The sequence below is a fragment of the Thiomicrospira aerophila AL3 genome (genome assembly GCF_000227665.2).
GTDB classification, from domain to species: Bacteria; Pseudomonadota; Gammaproteobacteria; order Thiomicrospirales; family Thiomicrospiraceae; genus Thiomicrospira; species Thiomicrospira aerophila.
In genome coordinates this window covers 1,054,668-1,077,924 of record NZ_CP007030.1, presented here as the reverse complement: position 1 = coordinate 1,077,924, position 23,257 = coordinate 1,054,668, and the positions used below count along the sequence as shown (strand labels likewise).

Sequence of the window (23,257 nt, the reverse complement as noted above, 5' to 3'; positions counted from 1 at the left end):
TATAAGCTAACTGGTTATAATAACAGCCTAAATAAAGTGAATTAGATGAAGGAATGGGGTGAGTAAGGTTGATTTTCACTGCCACAGTCAGGCATCAGATGGCAGCCTGAGTCCTCAGGCTTTGGTTGATTTGGCGCTAGACAAAGCGATTAGTAGTTTAGCGATTACCGATCATGACACGACAGCAGGCTATGAAGCAGTTTATCCCTATGCCAAAAATCGTGGGTTAGATTTAATTAGTGGCGTGGAAATTTCAGCTTTGTGGCAAAATCGTACCGTTCATATAGTGGGTTTGAATCTTGTGGTGGATAACGCCCCTTTGCAGACCATGCTTGCGGCGATTCGTCGCTTACGCTGGCAACGCGCTGATGCTATTAATGCCCGCTTGCAACAACGAGGTCATCCTTGTATGGCCGCGCGGCTCAAAGAAATAGTGGGTGATGGTGTGGTCGGGCGACCGCATATTGCGCAAGTGCTCGTTGAGCGTCAGTACGTGACGTCGATCAACCAAGCGTTTGATAAGTTTTTAAAACAAGGTCGAACCGGTTTTGTGGCCGCCAACTGGCCAGAATTAGCAGAGGTGGTCGCAACTATAAACTCGGCTGGCGGGCAAGCGGTGTTGGCTCATCCAGGAAAATACAAGTTAACTAGTCGTAAATTGAATGGTTTATTGACTGACTTTAAATTAGCCGGTGGCAGCGGTTTAGAAGTGGTCACTCAAAAATTTGCCAGCTCTGAAGCCATTGGTATGGCCGATCGTGCCAAACGCCATCAACTGATGGCATCGGTTGGTTCAGACTATCATGGACCTGAGCAAACTTGGCGCCAGTTAGGCGCCTTAGCCGCGCTACCGCCAGGGGTCACGCCGATTCAGCAGGCCTGGTTAGGCACACAGGCGGCCAGTTTTAACGCACAGAATTTGTAAGTATTTAAATTAAAGAAAAATCATGTCAAAACAATGTATTTATATTGAAGTTCATCCCGAAAATCCTCAGCCACGATTGATAACGCAAGCGGTTGAACGATTAGAAGCCGGCGGGATTGTTGCCTTTCCAACCGAGTCAGGTTATGCGTTAGGTTGTTTGCTAGATAATAAAGAGGGCGCAGAGCGGATTCGCCAGCTGCGTCGTCTTGATGACAAGCATGATTTCACGCTGATGTGCCCAGATTTAAGTCACCTCTCGCATTATGCCAAAGTAGGCAATGTGCAATTTCGCTATTTGAAAGCCCATTTACCTGGGCCTTATACCTTTTTATTGCCTGCCAGTCGTGAAGTGCCGCGGCGGATTCAAAACGCCAAACGCAAAACCATTGGTCTGCGCGTGTCGCCTAATAAAGTGTGTCAAACGCTATTAAGTTATTTCGATAAGCCATTGATGTCAGTGTCTTTAATTCTGCCAGGCGATACCCTACCGATGGCCGATGCTTGGTCGATCAAAGAAACCCTGGAGTCTCAGTTAGACGTAATAATCGATGGCGGGTTTGGCGGCTATGAGCCCACTACGATTATTGATTTTACCGATGACGTACCGGTATTGGTCCGTCAAGGCCAAGGCGTGTTTGACGAATGATGGCGATGAATGAGCTCAATTTTATGCAGTTGTTGGCAATTTGGGCCTTGCCCGTTATTTTTGCCATTACCTTGCATGAAGCGGCTCATGGTTGGGCGGCAGAAAAATTAGGCGATAAAACCGCTCGGATGCTTGGACGGGTCACCTTAAACCCAATCAAACATATTGATCCTATCGGCACCTTGCTGGTGCCAGCGGCCTTGTTATTTTTTGGCGGCTTTATTTTTGGTTGGGCCAAAGCTGTCCCCGTGAGTATGCGCAATTTTAAACGCCCCGAACGGGATATGGCGGTGGTGGCCATTGCCGGACCGGCAGCGAATTTGCTGATGGCGGTATTATGGGCGTTGGTACTCAAGCTGGGGTTTATCTTGGTGGGTAATCAACCTGAAGTCGGGCAGTTTTTAATTTACTCTGGCATCGCCGGGTTGAGTATTAATATTATTTTAATGCTGCTCAATTTACTGCCTATTCCGCCTTTAGACGGCAGCCGTTTGGTGTCAGCCGTACTTCCCAAGCCGCTCGCGTGGCAATATAACCGGCTAGAACCTTTTGGTTTGTTTATTTTGCTCGGTTTGGTGGTGCTCGGTGTTGTGAGCTGGTTGCTGAGTGGGCCTTATCAAGCAACCTATCGTTTTATGCTTGGGTTGATTGGGGTTTAAAGGGTGAGTGAGACCTTGCCACTTCAGCCAGTTCAGTTAGAACTCCCCCTTGCTTGGGTGCGAGGCGAGCCGATTACCCACTTGCCCAAAAATCTCTATATACCGCCCAAAGCCCTGAAGGTGCTACTAGAAACCTTTGAAGGGCCACTGGATTTACTGTCGTATCTGATTAAAGTTAATCGATTTGATATTGCCGATATTCCGGTGGTAGAGATTACGCGACAATATCAAGCCTATCTGAGTATGATGCAAGAGCTGGATATGGAATTAGCGGCTGAATACCTCTATATGGCGGCCTGGTTAACGGAGATTAAATCACGCCTATTATTGCCTCAGCCCCCTGCACTAGAAGACGATGAACTTGAAGTGGACCCGCGTGAAGCCTTAATGCAACAACTATTAGACTATCAGGCCTATCAACATGCTGCGAGTTGGTTAGCCGAACAAGTTACGCAAGCGCAAGCTGATTATCCGGTCATGCTAAACGTCGATTGGCTTGATGCTAGTGAGGACGATATCGCGGCCAAGCAAGAACCGGCTCCGACCCCGCAGATTGAGTTAGGCGATCTGTGGCAAGCTTTAAGCCGAGTAATGCAACGACAAGCCCTGGTTAAACCTCATCAAATTGGGGAAGAAAAAATCTTGATCAGTCATAAGATTGCGTATATCGAAGCCTGTTTAGCCCAACAGCCGATGCAACGTTTAGCGCTATTGGATTTGGTGGTGTGGCAGGAAGGTAAACCAGGCCTGGTTGTTACCTTTATCGCGCTATTGGAATTATGGCGGCAAGGTCGGGTGCAGTTGTTTCAAGACGAGGCGGATCAGTGGCTTGAGGTCTTAGCCACGTGAAGCAGTCTAAGGCCGCCTCCAGCATGCAAGCACAACTCATGACGCTATTAATCACCGCGGATGAACCTTTGCAGCCGGTGGTGTTACGCCAGCATTTAGCGGCCAGTAATCCGCAGCCATTTGATTTAGACGGCTTGTTAATAAATTTAGAAGCAGCATTAGCACCGCTTGGGCTGCGCTTAAAAATTAATCAAGCGGGGGTGCGTTTGGTTTTGTCACCCGTGCAGCAGGCCTGGTTAGCTCAATTTGAACCTCAGCGGACGCCAAAACTATCGCGCGCGGCGCTCGAGATTTTGGCTATTTTAATCGTCAAGCAACCCATAACGCGGGCCGAAATCGAAGCGATTCGTGGCGTGCAGGTCAGTAGCAGTAGTTTGCAGCAACTTAAAGAACTGGGCTGGATTGATCAGCAAGGGCAAAAGCAGGTGCCTGGCTTACCTTATTTGTGGGTCAGTACCGATAAACTGGTGCAAGACTTGGGTTTAGCTTCAGTGCAGCAGTTACATGATGAGTTAGTGGCGCGTTTAGCTGAATTTAAGCAGGATAATAACGGCCTGAATCCGCTAGAGAAAAACGCAGCCGCTACGGAAAGTGCTAAAATCCCTCTTCAATAGCACAAACAACCATAGCACGAACAAAATACACTCGTTAATAAGGAAGCATGAGCCAACGCCATGACAGATGAAAAACTACAAAAAATTCTCGCGCGAGCGGGATATGGTTCACGCCGCCAAATTGAACAACTCATTGAGCAAGGCTTAGTTCAAGTCAATGGCCGTACTGCCAAATTGGGTGATCGTGCTAATGAGCAATCGCAATTGTCGGTTCGTGGCCAAAAGGTTAAAGCAGAACGACTCGAAAAACAGCCTACCCAGGTGATTTTGTATCATAAACCGGACGGACTAGTCTGCTCGCGGCAAGATGAGCAGGGGCGTGATAGCATTTTTACGCAGCTACCCAAAATTATTCATGGTCGTTGGATTAGTATCGGTCGCTTAGATCTTAATACCAGTGGCTTGTTATTGCTGACCAATAACGGCGAATTAGCTAATAGAATGATGCATCCTTCATATGAGTTGGAACGAGAATATGCGGTGCGGGTATTTGGCGAAGTCACTGAGGATATTCTGACTCGGTTGCGCACAGGCGTCCAATTAGATGACGGTCTGGCTAAGTTTGACTATGTGGGCCGTTTACCTTCTGATGAAGAAGCCCAAAACCAGTGGTTTCGGGTCATTTTGCGCGAAGGAAAATACCGAGAAGTGCGCCGTTTATGGGAAGCGCAAGGCGTGAGGGTAAGTCGGTTGATCCGTGTCAGATATGGTGATATCAGCTTGCCAAAAGGGCTGCGCCGTGGCAAAACGGAAGCACTCAACTGGATGCAGGTCAATAAGTTGCTAAAAGCGGTCGAGCTACCCGAAGAAACTCGTCCGGATTTACGTCATCGACCTGAAGCGGCAGAGCGTCAAAAGCGGATGATGGTTGATCGTGCTAAACGCTCGACTCAATATGCAAAAAGACGGCGGTAAGCCTAAATGATGTGGCGCAAGGTGACGCGTATCGGGTTAGTCGGCTTGCTGGTCTTGCCGCTATCGATTTATGCCGTTAATGGCTCGGCAAATGATTTGGTTAAGGCTTCAAATAAGGCCCCTATCAATGCAGCGGACCGCCTGTTACCTAGTTTATCGACCATAACCGAGTCTGAGCTTACAGAGCTGGCTAATCGTATTCGTTTTAATGAAACGGCGAATCGTGCCGAATGGCAAGTGTTTTGGAGTCCTCGCGAAGCGTTTCCATCCTTAGGGTTGGGGCATTTTATTTGGTTGCCCGCCGAGGTTGCGGTGCCGTTTGAAGCGGGATTTCCGGCCATGGCACACTTTGTAGCACAGCATTATCCCACCCCACAATGGTTGCTTGCTGAGCATGCGCCCTGGACAACGCGTGCTGAGTTTTTGGCCGCACAACAAACTGGTCATGATGATATTCAAGAATTGCAGGCCTGGTTATTAGCTACGCAAACATGGCAAATGGCGTTTATTTTAGAACGCTTCGCAGTGCGCGCTGAGCTAGCCAAAGCACGACTGGCGCTAACCGACCAAGACCCGCGATGGCAACTGTTCATGCATCTAATGACGAGTACCGCTGGTCGTTATGCTTTGATTGACTATAGCAATTTTAAGGGTTGGGGTGATTTGGAACAAGAGCGTTACCAAGGGCAGGGTTGGGGACTGTTTAATGTGTTAGAACAGATGTTAGCGACCAATGAAAATATTATGAGTGCTAATAAAAACAATATTTTGGAAAACTTTTCTGATACCTCTTATCAGGTATTGGAGCAGCGAGTAAGCCTGGCCCCCAACCCTGAAGAGCGGTGGTTGCCTGGCTGGAAAGTGCGTACTCAAACCTATCGGCAGGTGATGTAATGCAATCCGCTTTTCCACCGGTAAATTGTCGTCGATTTTGTACGCTGCGCGTATTATGGCAAACCAGCCGTCCTAATTTTTTGATTTTGGCACTGGTGGTCACGGCCCTAACGGTCGCTTGGCTCGTTTGGGCGGGCTTTGAGCTCTCACCAGGCCTGGTGATAATGGTCAGCTTGGCTGCACTTGTAGTACATGCCAGTGTTAACTGGCTCAATGAAGTGCATGATGCGCGCACTGGATTGGATCAGCTCACCCAGCGCACGCCATTTAATGGTGGCAGTGGTGCATTACAAGGTTATCCTGAGGCACTAAAAAATGTCCAAACTGCTGCGTTTATTGCGATTGCTTGTGCAGTCGGATTCGGCATCTATTTGGTTTGGTTATGGGATTGGCGCATCATTCCATTAGGATTGCTTGGGCTGGTCGTTATTCTCAGCTACAGTCCTTGGATGACACGTCAACCGGTATGGGGTTGGTCGTCACCAGGATTGGGGCTGGGTTGGGTGTTGATGTTAGGTGTAGCCTTTGCGCTGACTGGGCACTATCCTACTGAGCTGATGGCGTTGGCCTTGCTGCCTTTTTTGTTGATAAATAATTTGTTGTTGCTCAATCAATTTCCCGATAAGCAGGCTGACCAGCAGGTTGGCCGTCGGACCTTGCCGCTAGCTGTAGGCGATCGCCATGCGCTGTGGGTATTTAAAGCGAGTGTGTTGGTCAGTGTGCTGCTACTGGTGGGATTGATTGGATTGGGTGTGTTGCCTTGGTTGAGTCTAGTGGCCTTGGTCGGCTTTGTACCGGCTGCTTTGATTTGGTCAAAATTACAGCCGCATTTTGAACACACTGCCGATGCATTATTTATATTAACCATGAATGTGGTGATGATTTTGGGCGTGCTTGCGTTACTCGCCATTAGTTTAATGATCAGTGCCTGGATGGGTTAGGAAAAGCGATGAAGATTAATAATATGACCGACCTGATCGGCAATACCCCGCTAGTGCGGATAACCCACATGGCCGATTTAGCCGAAGGCGCTGAAGTGTGGGCTAAAATGGAAGGGCAAAATCCAGCCGGCTCTGTCAAAGATCGTCCGGCTTATAACATGATTCTGCAAGCGCAACGCCGCGGAGATATTAAGCCAGGTGATACCTTAATTGAAGCGACCAGTGGCAATACCGGTATTGCGTTGGCGATGGTCGCGGCAATGATGGGGTATAAGATGGTGTTGATTATGCCCGCCAATATGAGCATTGAGCGTCGTGCCTCTATGGCTGCTTATGGCGCAAAACTGATTTTAGTCAGTCAAGAAGAGGGCATGGAAGGGGCGCGCGATTTGGCGTTGGCGATGGCGGCACGCGGTGAAGGGCAGGTTTTAAATCAGTTTGCTAACCCCGATAATTATTTAGCGCATTTTAATAGCACCGGCCCGGAAATTTGGCGTGATACCGATGGCCAGTTAACCCACTTTGTCAGCGCAATGGGCACGACCGGCACCATAGTCGGTACGTCTTTGTATCTCAAATCCCAAAGCCCAAAGGTGCAAATTGTCGGTGTGCAGCCCACCGAAGGGGCATCTATTCCGGGCATTCGTCGTTGGCCTGCAGCCTATTTACCGGCTATTTATAAACCCGAACAGGTGGATCGCATTATCGATATGTCACAAGAAATGGCTGAAGAAACGACGCGTCAATTAGCGGCTAAAGAAGGTATTTTTGCGGGTATTTCGTCAGGCGGTTGTGTGGCCGCGGCCCTGCAAATCGCACAAACCACCCCGCATGCCAAGGTGGTGTGCATTATTTGTGATCGAGGCGACCGCTATCTATCAACCAATGTGTTCCCAGCGGGTTAGGTCAGTGATGTTTGAGAGCAAGATAACAAGAGCAAGCCGATGAGTGCCGTATTAGTATTTGATATTGAAACCGTGCCGGATATTGCGTCGGCTCGTCAGGTCTATGGCTGGCAAGAATTATCTGATCAAGATTGTTTGGCGGCGCTCAGTTTAAAACGACGCATTGAAACGGGCAGTGATTTTCCCAAACACTTTTTGCATCAGGTGGTGGCGATTTCGGCGGTGTTAAAAACGGCTGATGATGTCAAGATTTGGTCAATTGGTGAAGTTGATGACAACGAGGCCAGCCTCTTGCAGCGGTTTTTCGATGGTATTGGTCGTTTTCAGCCAACCCTTGTCACTTGGAATGGTGGCGGGTTCGACTTGCCGGTATTGCATTATCGTGCGCTAAAACATGGGATTAACGCGCAAGCCTATTGGGATATGGGCGACTTTAATCGCGAACGTAAATGGCACAATTACATTAGTCGCTATCAGTTTGCCCATATTGATTTAATGGATGTGATGGCCGGTTATCAACCCAGAGCCAATGCCAAACTCGATGAAATCTCACTGATGCTGGGGCTGCCAGGCAAAATGGGCTTGAGTGGTGCGGGGGTTTTAGAGCAATATTTGGCCGGTGATATCCAGGGTATTCGTGACTATTGTGAATTAGATGTGATCAATACCTATTTGATTTATCTAAGATTTCAATTAATGCGCGGCTGGTTAGATCAAGCGGCTTATCAGCATACACAGGCAGAATTAACTGAGGTGTTAAAAAATTCAACCCATTCACATTGGCAGGCTTATCACCAGGCCTGGCAAGCAATGCAATCTACACAAAATTAAAGGTTAGGGCATGGCCAGAGAAATAGAGCGTAAGTTTTTAGTCACCGGCGATGCTTGGCGTGACCAAGTGATTCAGCAGACACGATTTGTACAAGGCTACCTCAATTCAATCGAGGAAACTTCTTGTAAAAGTTCAGTGCGAATTCGTATTGAAGGTACGCAAGCGAATATAAATATTAAGAGTCTTGAGATAGGCTTGAGTCGTGATGAATATGAGTATCCTATTGCGCTTGCTGATGCCGAAAATATGCTTAAAAAACTGACAGTTGGGCCGATTATTGAAAAAATTCGTTATCTGGTACCCGCTGCAATTGGCGTGTGGGAAATCGATGAATTTTTCGGTGATAATGACGGTCTGATTATTGCAGAACTTGAATTACCTGATGAACGTACACCGGTGACTGTGCCAGATTGGATTGGTCGCGAGGTGACAGATGATTTGAAATACTATAATGTTAGTCTATCCAAAAATCCTTATAGCCAATGGAAGCAACATGAAACAAATTAAACATAATTTAAATCAATGGCTTAGTCGCTGTTCTTTTGTTGGAATCATGCTAGTGAGTGGCGCAGGTTATGCCGCACCAGGCCTGCTAGATGTGTATCAAATGGCCGTTGTGCATGATGCGACCTTAGCCCAAGCTCGCTCTGATTTAGAAGCGGATCAGCAACAGCTTGTTCAGGCGCGTGCTTTGCTATTACCAAAAGTGAATGCGACAGCCGGCTTGAGTTACCCAGATATTGAGCGCAATCAAAACCGTCAAAGTTTAGGTTTACGTCTTGATCAACCGCTTTACAACCGCGAAGCGTTTAGTCTATTCGATGAAGCGACGATTCGGATTAATCTTGCCCAGTTGCGCTATGACAATGTGGCACAGAACCTGATGACCCGAGTGAGTCAGGCGTATTTTGATTTGTTATTAGCCCAACAAACCCTAAGCTTTGCTCAAGCACGTGAAGCGGCCGAGAAAATTCAATGGGAACGCGCCCAAGCCGCCTTTGAAGTGGGGTTGGCGAGTCGTACCGATGTGTTACAAACTCGTTCAGCCTATGATTTAGCGATGGCCGACCGCATTGAAGCAGAAAATAATGTCGATATTAGTCAAGAAGCCCTGCGTCGATTGACCGGTCAACCTGTGTTACAAGTACAAACCTTACCGTTAGAGCATAACATTGCTCCTGATGCGGCCTTAATGCGGATGGCTGAGCAGGCCGGTTTGGCCAATGAATTTAGTCAAAACCTTGCGGTACAAATTGCTACTGAGCAACAACGTTTAGCCGAGCAGGGCATCACGACTCGCCAAGCTGATCGTTGGTTCGATGTGAATTTGACTCTGTCACATAGTCGCACCGAGTGTGGTGGCAGTGATCGTGATCCCTTATTGTGTCGCAGCGGCAATAATACCGAATTGGCCATCAATGCGACGCTACCTCTTTATCAAGGTGGTTTAACCTCCTCAAGAATTGATGAAGCCCGTTTACGCAATCAAACCGCGATGACTGCGGTGCGTGAAGCGCGCGAGCAGGCGAGTTTAGATGCGCGGGTGAGTTTGCGCAATTTAGAGCGGGGTCAAGCGCGTGTTAATGCATTGCGAGAAGCGGTTAAATCCAACGAAGCCTTTTTAGAAGCCGCCGAAGAAGGCTATCGAGTAGGGTTGCGTAATTTGATTGATGTCGTAACAGCGCGATCTAATGTGTTTAATGCACAAAATAATCTCGCTCAAGCTATGCAGGCGTTAGTTTTAGAGCAGCTACGTCTTAAACAGGTGCTTGGACAATTACAACCTGACGATCTTGCTCAGGTCGATCAGCTATTGATTGCGCCTTAGCCGCGATTGGTGTGATGACCACAGCAAATAAGTTAGGGCGTCGCGACGCCCTTAAGTGGTTAGGTCTAGGCGGCATGGCGCTGAGTTTAGTCGGCTGCCAGTCGGTAAATGCCGCTGATACGATTAAAATGGGGGTGACCGGACGCCCGCGCACCCTGGACCCGGGTCGTGCCACTGATGCACTCTCCAGTCGGCTGAATCGGTTGCTTTATCAAGCCTTAATTGATTTTAATGACGCCTCCCAACCGCAACCAGCCTTGGCTGATTGGCAGATGTTAACCTCCACCCATTATCAATTTACCCTGCGCCAACCTCTAGCGCGATTTCATCATGATCAACCACTGCATGCACAGGATGTGGTCGCAACCTATCAGCGGGTATTAGATGCGGATTTTGGCTCGCCGCATCGTGGTAATTTAAGAAATATAGCCAGTGTTGAGCTTGATAACGAGCTACAAGTGAGCTTCAAGCTCCATCAACCTGATCCGTTGTTTGTCAGTCGCTTGAGTTTAGGTATTTTACCGGCTGATTTAATCGCCAAGGGACATAACTTTGGTCAGTCACCTGTCGGTAGTGGGCCGATGCGTTTTATCAGTTCAAACGAACAGGGCGTGGTGTTGCAACGCCAAGATGGCATCGAGGTGCAGTTTATTGTCGTGACGGATGCCTTGGTCCGTGTGCTGAAACTGGTACGCGGTGAGCTTGATTTGATTCAGAATGATTTATCGCCTGAGTTGGTGGCCTATTGTCAACAACATCCAGCGCTCAAGGTGGCTTGGCAGGCTGGCAGCAATTTTGCCTACATTGGCATGAATATGAGTGATCCATTACTGGCTAATCCATTGCTGCGTCAAGCCATCGCGATGGGCATTGACCGTCAAGCGATTGTTAATGCGATGTTCAAGGGTCAAGCTCGTTTAGCCGGTGCGTTACTGCCACCCGAGCATTGGGCGGGTCATGGTGGCTTAACGGGTGTAGCCTATGACCCGGACCAAGCGGCCGCTTTTATCAGTCAGTTGCGCCAACAGCAGGCGGTGCCCAGCAGCGGTTTGCTCCCTTTGAGCTTTAAAACTTCCAGTGATCCGACGCGCATTCGCATTGCGACCTTGTATCAAGCGCAGTTAAGGGCGGTTGGCATTGATTTGCGCATTCAAAGTTATGATTGGGGTACGTTTTACAGTGATATCGTACAAGGTCGCTTCCAGTTATTTAGTTTGGCTTGGGTGGGAATTAAAAGTCCGGACATTTTTGATTATGTCTTTGCCTCCCATGCCTTACCGCCAAGTGGTGCAAATCGCGGGCGTTATCAAAGCGAGCGAGCCGATGAATTAATTATCAAAGCGGGGCAGAGCAGCGATTTGGCTACCCAAGCATATTATTATCGCGCGCTACAAGCGCATCTGGCCGATGATTTGCCCGTCATTCCGCTTTGGTATGAAAATCAGTATGTGGTATCAGCCCAAAATATACTGGGTTATCAATTGCATAGCGATGGCCGTTATGATTCATTGGTGCAGGTCACAAAAAATTTTACAAAAAGTGCTTGACCCTAGGCGCTGACTCTTTATAATACGCTCCATCAACGCGAGGGGCTATAGCTCAGCTGGGAGAGCGCTACAATGGCATTGTAGAGGTCGGCGGTTCGATCCCGCCTAGCTCCACCAACACCTTCGCGAAGATGATATATGTCCCGTTCGTCTAGAGGCCTAGGACACTGCCCTTTCACGGCGGTAACAGGGGTTCGACTCCCCTACGGGACGCCATTGCGGGAATAGCTCAGTTGGTAGAGCACAACCTTGCCAAGGTTGGGGTCGCGAGTTCGAGTCTCGTTTCCCGCTCCAAATTTCGTTTCACGGCTTCCTAGGCCCTTAGCCGTGTAGCAAATGTTAAAAAAATTAGTCCCGTTCGTCTAGAGGCCTAGGACACTGCCCTTTCACGGCGGTAACAGGGGTTCGACTCCCCTACGGGACGCCACTTTTTAAAGCCAGTTATGCTTGCATGACTGGCTTTTTTTATGGGTTTTTTTCATCAGTCTGTCATAAAAGCGCATAATCTCTGTTAATCTTATGATAAATTTTAATCATGTTTATCAAATTCGTAAGGGAAGATCCATGCAACAAAGTGATATAGGTTTAATTGGTTTAGCGGTCATGGGGCAGAATTTAGTGCTAAACATGGCTGATCATGGTTTTAAAGTGTCGGTCTATAATCGCTCTGCAAGCAAAACCGATGAGTTCATGGCACAAAGAGTGGGTGATTTACCCATTCAAGCCGCTTATAGCCTTGAAGACTTAGTCCAGCAGCTCGCCGCACCGCGTAAAGTCATGTTGATGGTTAAAGCGGGTCAAGTCGTTGATGATTTTATTGCCCAGCTAGTGCCTCTGCTTAGTCAAGGTGATGTCATTATTGACGGGGGTAATTCGCTTTATACCGATACCACCCGTCGCAGCCGTGCGTTGGCAGAACAGGGTATTCATTTTATCGGTACCGGTGTCTCGGGTGGCGAGGAAGGTGCGCGCTTTGGGCCATCGATTATGCCGGGTGGGCATGAGCAGGCCTGGCCGTTAGTCAAACCTATATTTCAAGCGATTGCGGCCAAAGTAGGTGATGAAGCTTGCTGTGAATGGGTGGGGCCTGAAGGGGCCGGTCATTATGTCAAAATGGTTCACAATGGTATTGAATACGGTGATATGCAACTCATTGCTGAAGCCTATCAACTGATGCGCTTTGGATTGAAGATGAGCGCTGATGAATGTCAGGCGGTGTTTGCTAAATGGAATACCGGGGTACTCGACTCCTATTTAATTGAGATTACCGCCGATATTCTTAAATTCAAAGATACGGATGGCGAGCCGCTAATTGATAAAGTATTGGATGCGGCAGGCCAAAAAGGTACCGGCAAATGGACGGGGATTAATTCGCTCGAATTGGGTGTGCCCTTAACCCTGATTACCGAATCGGTTTATGCGCGTTGTTTGTCGGCGTTAAAATCGCAACGGGTTACGGCTCAAGGCGTGTTAACCAGTCAAGCCCAAGCGCCTGCGGTAGATCGTGAGGCCATGCTCCAAGCGATTCATGATGCGCTTTACGCGAGCAAAATTATTTCCTACACTCAGGGTTATATGCTGATGAAGCAGGCCGCAGCCGACTATGACTGGCCATTAAACTATGGCGGCATCGCCTTAATGTGGCGAGGTGGCTGCATTATCCGCAGTCGCTTTTTAGGCGAAATCAAACAAGCCTATGAACAAAATCCTGACCTTGATTCGCTGATGTTGACGCCGTTTTTCACCCAAGCCTTAACCCAATCTGAAATGAATTGGCGTCAAGCCATCGTGTTTGGCGTGCAGGCTGGTATTGCAATGCCAGCCTTATCCGCAGCCTTGGCGTTTTATGATGGTTACCGTACTGCGAAGGGTTCAGCCAATATGATTCAAGCTCAACGTGACTATTTTGGTGCGCATACCTATGAGCGTACCGATCGCCCGCGTGGTGAATGGCACCATACCGACTGGGTGGGCTCTGGCGGGTTGGCTCACTCCACAACCTACGAGGTGTAGTTATGCCGGTTTCCTGTACCTATGTGATTTTTGGTGCCACCGGCAACCTGTCATTAACCAAGTTATTCCCGGCTTTTTATCATTTAGAAGTGCTAGGGCGCTTAGACCCAGGTGTGAAAATTGTGGCATTAGGGCGTCGTGATTGGCAACGCAATGATTGGATTGAGCAAGCTAAGCAGGCGGTATTGCCTGTTGCGCGCAAAGGTCTAGATAATGCGGTGTTTGAACGCTTTAGTGCCCGTTTAGACTACATCAAGGTCGATATCAACGAACCGCAGTCTTTTTGTGAGATGGCCGCCTATTTTGAGCAGCACGACTACCCAAAAAACATGGCGTTTTATTTATCGATCAGCCCGAAAGAATTTAACCCAGTGGTGCAGCATCTTGCGAAGGCGCAATTACTGGATGAGCGTGATGGTTGGCGACGCGTGGTGTTTGAAAAACCCTTTGGCTATGATCTAGAAAGTGCTAAGAGCTTGCAAACCCAGCTCAATCGTTGCCTAGATGAAAAACAGATGTATCGCATTGACCATTATCTAGGCAAGGGCATGGTGCAAAACCTGATGGTGTTCCGCTTTGCCAACCTGTTGATGGAACCCTTGTGGAATCGCAATTACATTGATCATGTACAAATTACCCATGCTGAGGCCAAGCCAATTGGCACTCGTGCTGGCTATTATGATGGCAGCGGTGCGTTGCGCGATATGATTCAAAGTCATCTATTGCAACTGCTCGCTATTATTGCCATGGAGCCACCGGCCTCGATTGAAGCTGAGGATTTGCGCAACGAAAAAGTGAAACTTCTTAAATCCATTCGACCTATTGCTAAATCGGCGGTTAATGCCCAAGCTTATCGTGCTCAATATGCGGCAGGAAAAGTGAATGGCAAGTCGATGCCGGCTTATTTAGACGAGCCTGGGGTAGCACCCGACAGCGTGACGGAAACTTATGCAGCCCTGAAACTATACATTGAAAACTGGCGTTGGGCAGGCGTGCCGTTTTATGTTCAAACCGGCAAAAACATGCCTAAAAACCAGACGATTATTTCGATTTGTTTTAAGCATCCCCCTAAGCAATTTTTTCGTGAATCCCAGGTGAAAAAAATGGCGCCTAACTGGTTGGTGTTTGGGATTCAGCCGGAAGAGACCATTCGAATTGAAATGACCGCTAAACAACCGGGGTTAGAGATTAATACCCGCCAAGTGTCGCTCGATGCCAGTATGCGTCAAGAAGATGAAGAGCAACATGATGCCTATGAAGAATTGTTGCTTGATGTCATTAAAGGTGACCGCTCATTATTTTTACGCTTTGATGAAGTAAAGGCGGCTTGGAAGGTGGTCGAGCCGGTCTTGCAGGCCTGGTCATCGGATCGTGGCTATATTGATACCTATGCTTCAGGCACATGGGGGCCGCGTGATGCTAATAAGCTGTTTGATCAGCCGGGTCAGCAGTGGCGGGTTAATTTGGAACCTGAGGAGGGTACGGATGCCTAATTCATTACCCTCATTACCCGATGGTTGGCAGGTTTTTCAAGACACTGAGCAGCTTGCGCAACAGGTCGCTCAGGACATTAGTAGGGCGGCTATCCAAGCCATTGCTGAGCGTGGGGCGTTTCATCTGGTGACCGCCGGTGGGCGCACACCTAATCGGGTTTATCAGTTGCTAGCGCAAAGTCAGCAGGCCTGGTCACACTGGCATATTTACATGGGCGATGAGCGCCAAGCCCCCGTAGCTGATCAACAACGTAATGCCACCGCGTTATATCAGTATTGGTTAGATAAGGTAACGATTCCAGATAACCAGATTCACCTGATGCATACCGATTGGCCTATTGCAGAGGCATTGGCGGATTATCAACAGCAGGTGGCGGGGGTTAAGTTTGATTTGACCTTACTTGGCATGGGAGAAGATGGCCATACTGCCAGTTTATTTCCTAACCAGGCCTGGCGAAGTCTAAAGGGTGATGTGGCACTGATCGTCGATTCACCCAAACCGCCGCCAGTGCGTTTAACCCTGACCTTGGCTAAACTTAATGAATCAAAACGACTCATTAAGCTGATTACCGGCCAAGAAAAACATCCAGCCGTGCTGGCGTGGTTGGCGGGTAATGGGTTACCGATTGCTGCCCCAACTGGGGTTGAGGCTACCATGACTTACTTAGATGAGTCGGCTTGGTCTGGTTGTTGAGCGTTTGATATTTTAGGTGCTTCGCCCTTATTAAAGTGGGGGATAGGGATAAAGCGAATCACCAGATATAAAATACTGCCCACTAATAAGCCCATAAAAATATTACCAAACCACAAAGGTATCCAGATTTGTGGAAAGACTTCAACTAACCAACCCCAAACGCCTAAACCTTCGGTGACTTCAATGTTACGCAAAGTGGGCATGCCAAGTATCCAAGCCCCCACTAAATAGCCAAAGGTCCAAATGGGCCACATGGTCACCGGATTGGTAATCCAAGCTAGCGCGACTGAAAAAGGAATGTTGGCTTTGGCAAAGTAAGCAATAATGGCGGCCAGTGGCATTTGTAATGGCACAGGAATAAACGCACAAAAAGCGCCCACAAAGCCTGCTTTTGCCATAGTATTTCTACTTGGACGCCATAATTCTTTTTGTTTAATCCCGGGAAATTTACGATTAATCCATTCGCTGTATTTAACCGCACGAATACCCTTGATAATGCTGAATTTAACCGATCGCATTTTGCTCCTTTTGTGCCAAAATACTCACTTCTTCAATGTTGGTAATGGCTTCTACTTGGTCTAGTAACGCACCCAGATTAGTGTGCTCACTCACCTCGATATCCAGTGCCATATCAACGGTACCTTCTTCTTGATTGGTCAGGGTATTTGACCGGGTTAAGTTTACATCAAAATCGGTTAATTTCGACATCACATCGCGTAATAATCCTTTACGATCAAAGGCTAAAATGTGCAAGGTCAACTGTAAAATGCGCGGCGGTGGTTCAGCTTGGCCTAACCAGTTGACCGCAATCAAACGTTGCCGATCATGATCAGCTAAATTGAGAATATTATTGCAGTCTTGACGATGAATGGTGACCCCGCGACCGCGTGTAACAAAACCAACAATGTCATCCCCTGGCTTGGGTACACAACAGGGGGCGAGGGTGGTGCGTAAATTTGGAGCGCCAACCACATAGGCATGTGGTTGATCGCTGCTATTCAACATTGCTTCTGGTTTAGCCGAACCTATCGGTAAAAGCTTGCGCTGCGTAAGCAGGCCTGGTTGCACCAATTTTTGTAAAGCATTAAGCAGTTGGCGTTCGTTCAGCTGACCTTTGCCCAAGGCTTCGTAAAAGTCTTTTAACTGGTCAAAACCAAAATATTTGGCACAGTCAGTGACTGGAATATGTTTGGCATTTAAGCGCTTCGCTTCACGCGCATAGAGCTGTTCGCCCGACTCAATATTTGCTTCTTTATTGCGCCGATTAAACCAGCTGCGAATGCGGGTCCGCGCGCGTGAGGTTTTGATATAGCCAAGGTTGGGGTTGAGCCAATTACGATTAGGCTCGCCATTGCGCATGGCGAGAATTTCTACACGGTCCCCGGTTTTAAGCGCTTGCGTCAGCGGGATAATATGGCCATTAATTTTTGCGCCACGGCAACCATGACCTAAATCGGTATGAATGGCATAGGCAAAATCCAGTGCTGTCGCATCTTGTGGCAGAGTAATAATCTGATTGGTTGGCGTAAGCACATAAATATGTTGGCTTTGTAATTCAGTCGAAATTTCATCAAACACCTCGGCATCATCGCGATGTTCAAGGAGTTGACGCATCGAATTAATGCTGGCTTCCAAACGTGCATCATAGCCTTTGCCGCCTTCTTTGTATTTCCAGTGGGCGGCAATGCCGTATTCGGCATGCTGATGCATCTCATGGGTGCGAATCTGAATTTCAACCGTTTTGCCTTCAGGTCCCATGACAACGGTATGAATAGATTGATAGCCGTTATCCTTAGGGGAGGTGATATAGTCATCGAATTCATCACGAATAAAATTCCATTGCTCATGAACGAGGCTCAAGCAACGGTAACATTCTGCAACATCCTTGACATAGATCCGCAACGCCCGCAAATCATAGAGATCATCTAGACGTTGGGTCTTCCGCGACATTTTTTTCCAGATGCTATAAATATGCTTAGGACGGCCGGTTACCCGCGCATGAATACCTGCATTAGCGAGTAACTGGGTAATGTAGCTGATGAGGTTTTCAATATAGTTCTCACGTTCGACCCGTTTATCAGCCAGTTCAGAGGCAATTTTTTTATATAAATCAGGTTCTAAAAACCGAAATGACAGGTCTTCCAGCTCCCACTTAAGCTGGGCAATACCAAGACGATTGGCTAAGGGGGCAAAAATCAGCTGAGTTTCCGCGGCGATTTGTTTACGCACCGGTTCTGGTTCGTGCTTTAAATTGCGCAAACGCGCAACACGATAGCCCAGTTTGACCACCATCATGCGGATATCTGACGTCATCGCTAGCAGCATTTGGCGCAAACGTTCCGTCTGTACCGCATCAGAGTGGGTGTTAGGGTCGAATTCTTTAAATTGATTTAAGCGACGAATGCCTTCAATAAGCTTAACGCACTGTGGATCAAAGCGTTTAGCAAGGTCATCACTAGAATAGTAGGGGATTAAATTGGAATCACTCGCGAGGGTCGCGATATAGGTTGTATCATCCAAATTTAATTGGGTTAGCACCGAGCAAGCTTCCAAGCTCGATACACTATGAATCATTGGCAGGGCTTGAGCCTCTAATGCCAATTGACAGGCGTCTAGCATCGCCTTCGACATATCCCCCAACGCTTTTTTGGGGAATAGAGATTGTGCGAGTTGTTCAGGAGACATGCTAGACACCTAACTTAGCGGTCAAAATGACGTGTAAACAGGCCTACTCAGTCCGTGCAGTCACTTCTAATAAATGAAAACCAAACTGGGTTTGTACTGGACCTTGAACTTCATTAACCGGCGCACTAAATACAACACGATCAAATTCTGGCACCATCATGCCTGGACCAAACTCACCTAGTTCACCGCCAGAACGGCCTGATGGACACTGTGAATGGGCACGAGCCAACTCGGCAAAATCAGCACCTTCGGCAATTTGGTTTTTTAAGTCCAAGCAGGCCTGCTCTGTGGCTACTAGAATGTGTCTTGCGCTTGCTTTCTTTGCCATGTAACGATTCCTTTATTTAAAACTTAATATAAAAAACTAACGTAACCCAATGAAATGATTTGAAATGTGCAGAGCTGTTTCTGAAACCAAATCACCTAAAATATGCTCCATCAAGCCCTTTTGTGCTTCATAGTGGCGCACTTGTTTAGCGCCAATAATGTCGCGTACTACATAGCCTAGATCGCCTAGGCCATCAATCAATCCCAGTTCGACGGCTTCATCGCCTAACCAAACTAAGCCTGAAAATAGTAAGGGGTCATCTGATAAGCGGTCACCACGACCACGTTGCACCACCTCTATAAATTGTTGGTGGGTGCGTTCAAGGACGCGGTCTTTAAAAAACTGTTTGGCGGCGGGATCTTCCTCACCAAACGGATTAATAAAGGTTTTAAACTCACCTGCCGTCATTGAGCGGTTCTCAACCCCAAGCTTATCCATCAACTCAGTAAAGCCAAAACTATCAAACCGCACACCAATTGAGCCAATGATAGAGCCTTTATCAGCAAAAATCTGATCGGCCGCCGCCGCAATATAATAACAACCTGAGGCACATAAGTCTTCTGCAACGACATAAACCGGTTTGTTATGCAGGGCTTTTAGTCGCGTAATCTCATCATTAATCAGTGCCGATTGCACAGGGCTGCCACCAGGCGAGTTCATGTGAATCACCACCGCCACTGAGTTTCGCGCTTCAAATGCCTCGCGAAGTAGAGGGTTGATCGTGTTAGCACTGGTGCGGCTATTAGGCATAATGGAGCCTTGAATAGAAACAAGCGCAACATGACCTTCGCCGGTCGCGGGTTTTTTGGCACCATTAAAGAATCCGACTAACATCACAATGGATACGGTGATGTAAAGGACCACCGCCAGTTTAAGCAGGTTAGTCCAACGGCGCGACCACTTTTCTTGATTCACATAGGCATCAGCCGCATTGGCTAACCGATCGAGTGCAGGTGTAGATAAATTAGACGATGATTTGCTTTGCCCCGGGTTTTCAACCGGTTTATTTTCAGTCCAAGGGTTATTGGAATCCATTCTTACCTCAAAAGTTTTGCGACTGGCGTATAATTCAAAGCCTGTATTCTAACCGTTTTTAGTAGGCGTATGTCGGATCAATTTAAGGATCAATTTAAGTTTGATGTCAGTGCGTTCTTAGCGAATTTGACTGAACGCCCGGGTGTTTATCAAATGCATAATGACCAAGACGAGCTTATTTATGTGGGTAAAGCCAAAAATTTAAAGCGTCGGGTTTCCAGTTACTTCGTTAAAAATCATGATGCGATTAAAACCCAGGCGATGGTCGCGCAGGTGGCGCGCATTACGGTCACCGTCACCGATACCGAATCGGAAGCATTAATTCTAGAAAACACCTTAATTAAGCGGCTCAATCCGCGTTATAACGTGTTGTTTCGTGATGATAAGTCTTATCCCTATCTCTTTGTTTCGACAGGAAAAGACTATCCTGCATTGAGCTTTCACCGTGGCGCCAAACGCCGTGTTGGGCGTTATTTTGGTCCGTTTCCTAATGCCGGTGCAGTGCACCAAACCTTGCAATCTTTGCAAAAAATTTTTCCGGTACGTCAATGTGCTGAAAGCGTGTTTAAACATCGTTCACGCCCCTGTTTGCAATATCAAATCAAGCGTTGCTCAGGGCCTTGTGTCGGACTAGTTAGCCAGCAGGATTATGCTGAGGATGTGCGACTCACCCTCATGTTTTTAGAAGGCAAAAGCTTTGATGTCATTGAAGAGCTAGGTCAGCAGATGCAAGCCGCATCGGATGATTTGTCATTTGAAAAAGCCGCGCTGTTGCGCGATCGAATTTCAGCGCTGCGCACCATTCAAAGTCAGCATCTTATTAATCAGCCTGGTTCGCAAGACTTGGATGTCATTGCGGTGCAAGTGCGTAATCACCAGGCCTGCGTGACCTTAATGATGTATCGTGGTGGGCATTTATGGGGCGGCGAAAATTATTTTCCAAAGTTTAAATATGCTGATGAACAAACCCTGGCGGAAACACTGAGTGCCTTTATTAGTCAGCATTATGATGGCCACCCGATACCCAAAACCTTGCTCACCAGTCACGAAATGAACGAGCAGGCCTGGTTACAAGAATGGCTTAGCCAGAAAAAACAACAAGCGGTCACGATTAAGCAGGCCAGTCAAGCGACCTCGAAAGGACTGGTGCAATTGGCATTGAGTAATGGTGAAGCCGCGCTTAAACAGCATTTATCTCAAAAGGCCAGTCAGTGGGACCGTGTCATTGCGTTGCAAGATGCGCTTAATCTCGCCCAACCGCCCAAATATATGGAATGCTTTGATATAAGTCATACTATGGGCGAGCAAACGGTTGCCAGTTGCGTGGTGTTTATCGATGGCGTGCCGTCGTCACAAGCCTATCGCAAATTTAATATTAGCGGTATTACCGGTGGCGATGATTATGCAGCGATGCATCAAGCCTTAACCCGGCGCTATTCGCGTTTAAAAACCGAACAACAGCCCTTACCAGACCTGGTGATTGTCGATGGTGGTAAAGGTCAACTCACCCAAGCGATTGCGGTACTGCGTGAGTTAGAGTTGGATCAATTACCATTAGTGTCCGTCGCCAAAGGTGAAGGGCGCAAGGCGGGCCTTGAAATTCTTTATACGCCTCATAATCTTGAAGGGATTGATTTAGAAGCCGATGACATCGCGCTGCACTTAATCAACCATATTCGTGATGAGGCGCATCGATTTGCGATAACCGGCCATCGACAACGTCGCCAAAAAGCGCAAACTCATTCGCAGCTTGAAGACATCCCGGGTGTCGGACCAAAAACACGCAAGCTGTTACTCACCCATTTTGGGGGGTTGGCGCAAGTGAAAGATGCGGCGGCCTCGGAATTGGCTAAAGTAAAAGGCATTAGCCCGAATTTAGCGCAAAAAATTTATGACTTTTTCCATGGTGAATTATGAACAATGCTACAAACGACGCAATAAATCCCAAGACCAGTATGCCGGAATCTGAACAGCGTCCTATCTTAGCCGCGACTCAAAAATGGTTGCAAACCATCGTGATTGGACTCAACTTTTGTCCCTTTGCGCAGCGTGAGTTTGATAAAAGCACTATTCACTATGCCTTGGTCGATAGCCGTAAAACCGAGGATGTGTTAACCGCCTTGCAAGCTGAATGGCAACGACTTGATCAACAACCAGACATCGCCACCACCTTGCTAATCTTGCCCTATGGCTTTGAAGGGTTTTGGGATTATTTGGAATTGGTGGATCTGGCTGAACAGCTATTAGTCATGGAAGGTTATGAAGGGATTTATCAAGTCGCTAGCTTTCATCCCGATTATTGCTTTGCGGATGCCGATGAACAAGATCCAGCCAATTTTACCAATCGATCACCTTATCCGATGCTGCATATTTTGCGCGAGGCCCAACTTAGCCAAGCGCTAGACCATCATCCTGATCCAGAAGCTATCCCGCAAACCAATATCGACAAAGCCAGAGCCATGGGCTATCAACAACTTGAAGCACTGCGCGCGGCATGTTTAAGCTAAGTGAAATTTGGCGTTACCCCCTTAAATCCTGTGGCGGATTTAAGGTGCAGCAGGCCTGGTTAGATAGTCGAGGTTTGGTGGGCGATCGTCGTTGGATGCTGATTAATGCCAATGGGCGCATGGTGACCCAGCGCCAGGCACCTAAACTCGCTTTAGTGCAGGTTAGGGAACTTGAGTTTGAACAAGCATCGCATCAAGCCTTGCCAGAGGATTTGATACCAGGCCTGCTGCCGCTGCGCGTTAATGCACCGGGCATGAGTGAATTAACTATTACGCCATTGGATGAGCAAGCGAAGGGGCTGCGCTATCGTGAGGTTGGCATTTGGCAAGACCGTTGCCAGGCCTGGTTAGCAGATAACACCTGCCATCAATGGTTTAGTGATTACCTAAATCAGCCGATCTGGTTAGTTCAGCAGCCCTCAACCATGTTGCGACCGATTGATCCTGATTATGCAGACTTGACGCCATCAGGTGCCCCTCAGCAAGTTGCCTTTAGCGATGGCTTTCCTTTGTTACTAATTTCTCAAGCGAGCTTAGATGATTTAAATCACAAATTAGCTAGCAAAACTCAGCCTGTTGCCCCCATCGCTATGGCGGCTTTTCGACCCAATTTAGTGCTATCGGGCTGTGATGCCTATGCAGAAGACCAAGCCAAACAATTGGTCGTGATGGGTGAGCAGGGCGAGCAGTCATTCGACCTCGTGAAACCCTGTGCACGTTGTGTCATTCCGTCCATTAACCTTGCAACCGGGCAGTTTGAAGACGAGCCGACTCGTACGCTCAAAACCTATCGTCGCGATGCGACTAATCAGCAAATTTATTTTGGCCAAAATCTATTATTAGGCCAAGATTTATTAAATGCAGTGCAACAACATCCACAACAAATCAGCGTTGGAACTAGGGCGCGACTGATTTAAGCAGGCTATTCATATTTAATATATACGCCA

23 protein-coding genes and 4 tRNA genes are annotated in these 23,257 nt (G+C 47.8%); 23 read left to right on the top strand and 4 right to left on the bottom strand.

Annotation, left to right across the window (positions count from 1 at the left end; genetic code table 11):
• Positions 1 to 58 precede the first annotated feature (58 nt).
• The 20 genes from THIAE_RS05185 to pgl all read left to right on the top strand — a co-directional run bounded on the left by THIAE_RS05185 (position 59) and on the right by pgl (position 15,755).
• A complete protein-coding gene (locus THIAE_RS05185) occupies positions 59 to 925 on the top strand; it encodes a PHP domain-containing protein (protein ID WP_006460348.1) in 867 nt (288 codons plus the stop codon).
• 22 nt (positions 926 to 947) lie between these two features.
• Positions 948 to 1,571 carry an L-threonylcarbamoyladenylate synthase gene (locus THIAE_RS05180; protein WP_006460347.1) on the top strand — a complete coding sequence of 208 codons (624 nt, stop codon included), beginning with the start codon at positions 948 to 950 and terminating at the stop codon, positions 1,569 to 1,571.
• Positions 1,568 to 2,230, top strand: coding sequence for a site-2 protease family protein (locus THIAE_RS05175; protein WP_006460346.1), 663 nt, complete (start codon positions 1,568 to 1,570; stop codon positions 2,228 to 2,230). Before THIAE_RS05180 ends, THIAE_RS05175 begins: the two co-directional genes overlap by 4 nt.
• A 3-nt stretch (positions 2,231 to 2,233) precedes the next feature.
• Positions 2,234 to 3,079 carry a segregation and condensation protein A gene (locus tag THIAE_RS05170; protein ID WP_025299328.1) on the top strand — a complete coding sequence of 282 codons (846 nt, stop codon included), beginning with the start codon at positions 2,234 to 2,236 and terminating at the stop codon, positions 3,077 to 3,079.
• A complete protein-coding gene (gene scpB / locus THIAE_RS05165; RefSeq protein WP_006460344.1) occupies positions 3,076 to 3,693 on the top strand; it encodes an SMC-Scp complex subunit ScpB in 618 nt (205 codons plus the stop codon). The genes THIAE_RS05170 and scpB overlap by 4 nt, the downstream gene beginning before the upstream one ends.
• A 60-nt stretch (positions 3,694 to 3,753) precedes the next feature.
• Complete coding sequence (gene rluB / locus THIAE_RS05160; protein ID WP_006460343.1) at positions 3,754 to 4,608, top strand: 23S rRNA pseudouridine(2605) synthase RluB; 855 nt, start codon at positions 3,754 to 3,756, stop codon at positions 4,606 to 4,608.
• Between the two features lie 6 nt (positions 4,609 to 4,614).
• Positions 4,615 to 5,502 carry a hypothetical protein gene (locus THIAE_RS05155; protein ID WP_006460342.1) on the top strand — a complete coding sequence of 296 codons (888 nt, stop codon included), beginning with the start codon at positions 4,615 to 4,617 and terminating at the stop codon, positions 5,500 to 5,502.
• Positions 5,502 to 6,443, top strand: a complete 942-nt coding sequence (locus THIAE_RS05150) for a prenyltransferase (protein WP_006460341.1) — start codon at positions 5,502 to 5,504, stop codon at positions 6,441 to 6,443. Before THIAE_RS05155 ends, THIAE_RS05150 begins: the two co-directional genes overlap by 1 nt.
• An 8-nt stretch (positions 6,444 to 6,451) precedes the next feature.
• Positions 6,452 to 7,348, top strand: coding sequence for a cysteine synthase CysM (cysM, locus tag THIAE_RS05145; RefSeq protein WP_006460340.1), 897 nt, complete (start codon positions 6,452 to 6,454; stop codon positions 7,346 to 7,348).
• Positions 7,349 to 7,387: 39 nt separating this feature from the next.
• Positions 7,388 to 8,179: a 3'-5' exonuclease gene (locus THIAE_RS05140; protein WP_006460339.1), complete on the top strand. Its 792-nt coding sequence runs from the start codon at positions 7,388 to 7,390 to the stop codon at positions 8,177 to 8,179.
• A 10-nt stretch (positions 8,180 to 8,189) separates the two neighbouring features.
• Positions 8,190 to 8,687, top strand: a complete 498-nt coding sequence (locus THIAE_RS05135) for a CYTH domain-containing protein (protein ID WP_006460338.1) — start codon at positions 8,190 to 8,192, stop codon at positions 8,685 to 8,687.
• Entirely contained in the window at positions 8,674 to 10,008 is a 1,335-nt protein-coding gene (locus tag THIAE_RS05130) for a TolC family outer membrane protein (RefSeq protein WP_006460337.1), read from the top strand. Before THIAE_RS05135 ends, THIAE_RS05130 begins: the two co-directional genes overlap by 14 nt.
• Before the next feature lie 14 nt (positions 10,009 to 10,022).
• Positions 10,023 to 11,555, top strand: coding sequence for an ABC transporter substrate-binding protein (locus THIAE_RS05125; RefSeq protein WP_006460336.1), 1,533 nt, complete (start codon positions 10,023 to 10,025; stop codon positions 11,553 to 11,555).
• 41 nt (positions 11,556 to 11,596) lie between these two features.
• Positions 11,597 to 11,672 (top strand) — tRNA-Ala (locus tag THIAE_RS05120).
• Positions 11,673 to 11,695: 23 nt separating this feature from the next.
• A tRNA-Glu gene (locus THIAE_RS05115) sits at positions 11,696 to 11,771 on the top strand.
• 2 nt (positions 11,772 to 11,773) lie between these two features.
• Positions 11,774 to 11,849, top strand: a tRNA-Gly gene (locus THIAE_RS05110).
• A gap of 57 nt (positions 11,850 to 11,906) precedes the next feature.
• A tRNA-Glu gene (locus THIAE_RS05105) sits at positions 11,907 to 11,982 on the top strand.
• Positions 11,983 to 12,119: 137 nt separating this feature from the next.
• Entirely contained in the window at positions 12,120 to 13,568 is a 1,449-nt protein-coding gene (gnd, locus tag THIAE_RS05100) for a decarboxylating NADP(+)-dependent phosphogluconate dehydrogenase (RefSeq protein WP_006460335.1), read from the top strand.
• 2 nt (positions 13,569 to 13,570) lie between these two features.
• Positions 13,571 to 15,061, top strand: coding sequence for a glucose-6-phosphate dehydrogenase (gene zwf / locus THIAE_RS05095; protein WP_006460334.1), 1,491 nt, complete (start codon positions 13,571 to 13,573; stop codon positions 15,059 to 15,061).
• Positions 15,054 to 15,755 carry a 6-phosphogluconolactonase gene (gene pgl / locus THIAE_RS05090; RefSeq protein WP_006460333.1) on the top strand — a complete coding sequence of 234 codons (702 nt, stop codon included), beginning with the start codon at positions 15,054 to 15,056 and terminating at the stop codon, positions 15,753 to 15,755. The genes zwf and pgl overlap by 8 nt, the downstream gene beginning before the upstream one ends.
• On the opposite strand, the gene THIAE_RS05085 is transcribed toward pgl, so the two are convergent.
• Genes THIAE_RS05085 through THIAE_RS05070 form a run of 4 tightly spaced genes read right to left on the bottom strand, consistent with a single transcriptional unit; the run spans position 15,722 to position 19,803 of the window.
• Positions 15,722 to 16,273 carry a DUF2062 domain-containing protein gene (locus THIAE_RS05085; protein ID WP_006460332.1) on the bottom strand — a complete coding sequence of 184 codons (552 nt, stop codon included), beginning with the start codon at positions 16,271 to 16,273 and terminating at the stop codon, positions 15,722 to 15,724. The two genes, pgl and THIAE_RS05085, sit on opposite strands and share 34 nt — an antisense overlap.
• Entirely contained in the window at positions 16,260 to 18,440 is a 2,181-nt protein-coding gene (locus THIAE_RS05080; protein ID WP_006460331.1) for a RelA/SpoT family protein, read from the bottom strand. Before THIAE_RS05080 ends, THIAE_RS05085 begins: the two co-directional genes overlap by 14 nt.
• A 43-nt stretch (positions 18,441 to 18,483) precedes the next feature.
• The gene (locus THIAE_RS05075; RefSeq protein WP_006460330.1) at positions 18,484 to 18,768 is read right to left on the bottom strand and encodes a peptidylprolyl isomerase; all 285 of its coding nucleotides are present in this window, start codon (positions 18,766 to 18,768) and stop codon (positions 18,484 to 18,486) included.
• Between the two features lie 36 nt (positions 18,769 to 18,804).
• Positions 18,805 to 19,803 (bottom strand): S49 family peptidase, encoded by a 999-nt coding sequence (locus THIAE_RS05070; RefSeq protein ID WP_006460329.1) that lies wholly within the window; start codon positions 19,801 to 19,803, stop codon positions 18,805 to 18,807.
• A 69-nt stretch (positions 19,804 to 19,872) separates the two neighbouring features.
• Here THIAE_RS05070 and uvrC point away from each other — a divergent pair, with 69 nt between their 5' ends.
• From uvrC to THIAE_RS05055, 3 genes are read left to right on the top strand one after another with little or no spacing between them, the layout of a single operon-like run.
• Positions 19,873 to 21,720, top strand: coding sequence for an excinuclease ABC subunit UvrC (gene uvrC, locus THIAE_RS05065; protein ID WP_006460328.1), 1,848 nt, complete (start codon positions 19,873 to 19,875; stop codon positions 21,718 to 21,720).
• Positions 21,717 to 22,310 (top strand): DUF1415 domain-containing protein, encoded by a 594-nt coding sequence (locus THIAE_RS05060; protein WP_006460327.1) that lies wholly within the window; start codon positions 21,717 to 21,719, stop codon positions 22,308 to 22,310. Before uvrC ends, THIAE_RS05060 begins: the two co-directional genes overlap by 4 nt.
• Complete coding sequence (locus tag THIAE_RS05055) at positions 22,298 to 23,227, top strand: MOSC domain-containing protein (protein ID WP_006460326.1); 930 nt, start codon at positions 22,298 to 22,300, stop codon at positions 23,225 to 23,227. The genes THIAE_RS05060 and THIAE_RS05055 overlap by 13 nt, the downstream gene beginning before the upstream one ends.
• Positions 23,228 to 23,257: the final 30 nt, after the last annotated feature.

What these genes read in the sequence shown, in the direction of transcription:
- THIAE_RS05055 (WP_006460326.1), top strand. Translation starts at nt 22,298, where the DNA reads ATGTTTAAGCTAAGTGAAATTTGGCGTTACCCCCTTAAATCCTGTGGC.
- THIAE_RS05060 (WP_006460327.1), top strand. Translation starts at nt 21,717, where the DNA reads ATGAACAATGCTACAAACGACGCAATAAATCCCAAGACCAGTATGCCG.
- THIAE_RS05085 (WP_006460332.1), bottom strand. Translation starts at nt 16,273, where the DNA reads ATGCGATCGGTTAAATTCAGCATTATCAAGGGTATTCGTGCGGTTAAA.
- rluB (WP_006460343.1), top strand. Translation starts at nt 3,754, where the DNA reads ATGACAGATGAAAAACTACAAAAAATTCTCGCGCGAGCGGGATATGGT.
- THIAE_RS05180 (WP_006460347.1), top strand. Translation starts at nt 948, where the DNA reads ATGTCAAAACAATGTATTTATATTGAAGTTCATCCCGAAAATCCTCAG.
- THIAE_RS05150 (WP_006460341.1), top strand. Translation starts at nt 5,502, where the DNA reads ATGCAATCCGCTTTTCCACCGGTAAATTGTCGTCGATTTTGTACGCTG.
- THIAE_RS05075 (WP_006460330.1), bottom strand. Translation starts at nt 18,768, where the DNA reads ATGGCAAAGAAAGCAAGCGCAAGACACATTCTAGTAGCCACAGAGCAG.
- THIAE_RS05175 (WP_006460346.1), top strand. Translation starts at nt 1,568, where the DNA reads ATGATGGCGATGAATGAGCTCAATTTTATGCAGTTGTTGGCAATTTGG.
- pgl (WP_006460333.1), top strand. Translation starts at nt 15,054, where the DNA reads ATGCCTAATTCATTACCCTCATTACCCGATGGTTGGCAGGTTTTTCAA.
- uvrC (WP_006460328.1), top strand. Translation starts at nt 19,873, where the DNA reads ATGTCGGATCAATTTAAGGATCAATTTAAGTTTGATGTCAGTGCGTTC.
- THIAE_RS05125 (WP_006460336.1), top strand. Translation starts at nt 10,023, where the DNA reads ATGACCACAGCAAATAAGTTAGGGCGTCGCGACGCCCTTAAGTGGTTA.
- cysM (WP_006460340.1), top strand. Translation starts at nt 6,452, where the DNA reads ATGAAGATTAATAATATGACCGACCTGATCGGCAATACCCCGCTAGTG.
- THIAE_RS05130 (WP_006460337.1), top strand. Translation starts at nt 8,674, where the DNA reads ATGAAACAAATTAAACATAATTTAAATCAATGGCTTAGTCGCTGTTCT.
- zwf (WP_006460334.1), top strand. Translation starts at nt 13,571, where the DNA reads ATGCCGGTTTCCTGTACCTATGTGATTTTTGGTGCCACCGGCAACCTG.
- gnd (WP_006460335.1), top strand. Translation starts at nt 12,120, where the DNA reads ATGCAACAAAGTGATATAGGTTTAATTGGTTTAGCGGTCATGGGGCAG.
- THIAE_RS05140 (WP_006460339.1), top strand. Translation starts at nt 7,388, where the DNA reads ATGAGTGCCGTATTAGTATTTGATATTGAAACCGTGCCGGATATTGCG.
- THIAE_RS05135 (WP_006460338.1), top strand. Translation starts at nt 8,190, where the DNA reads ATGGCCAGAGAAATAGAGCGTAAGTTTTTAGTCACCGGCGATGCTTGG.
- THIAE_RS05070 (WP_006460329.1), bottom strand. Translation starts at nt 19,803, where the DNA reads ATGGATTCCAATAACCCTTGGACTGAAAATAAACCGGTTGAAAACCCG.
- THIAE_RS05080 (WP_006460331.1), bottom strand. Translation starts at nt 18,440, where the DNA reads ATGTCTCCTGAACAACTCGCACAATCTCTATTCCCCAAAAAAGCGTTG.
- THIAE_RS05155 (WP_006460342.1), top strand. Translation starts at nt 4,615, where the DNA reads ATGATGTGGCGCAAGGTGACGCGTATCGGGTTAGTCGGCTTGCTGGTC.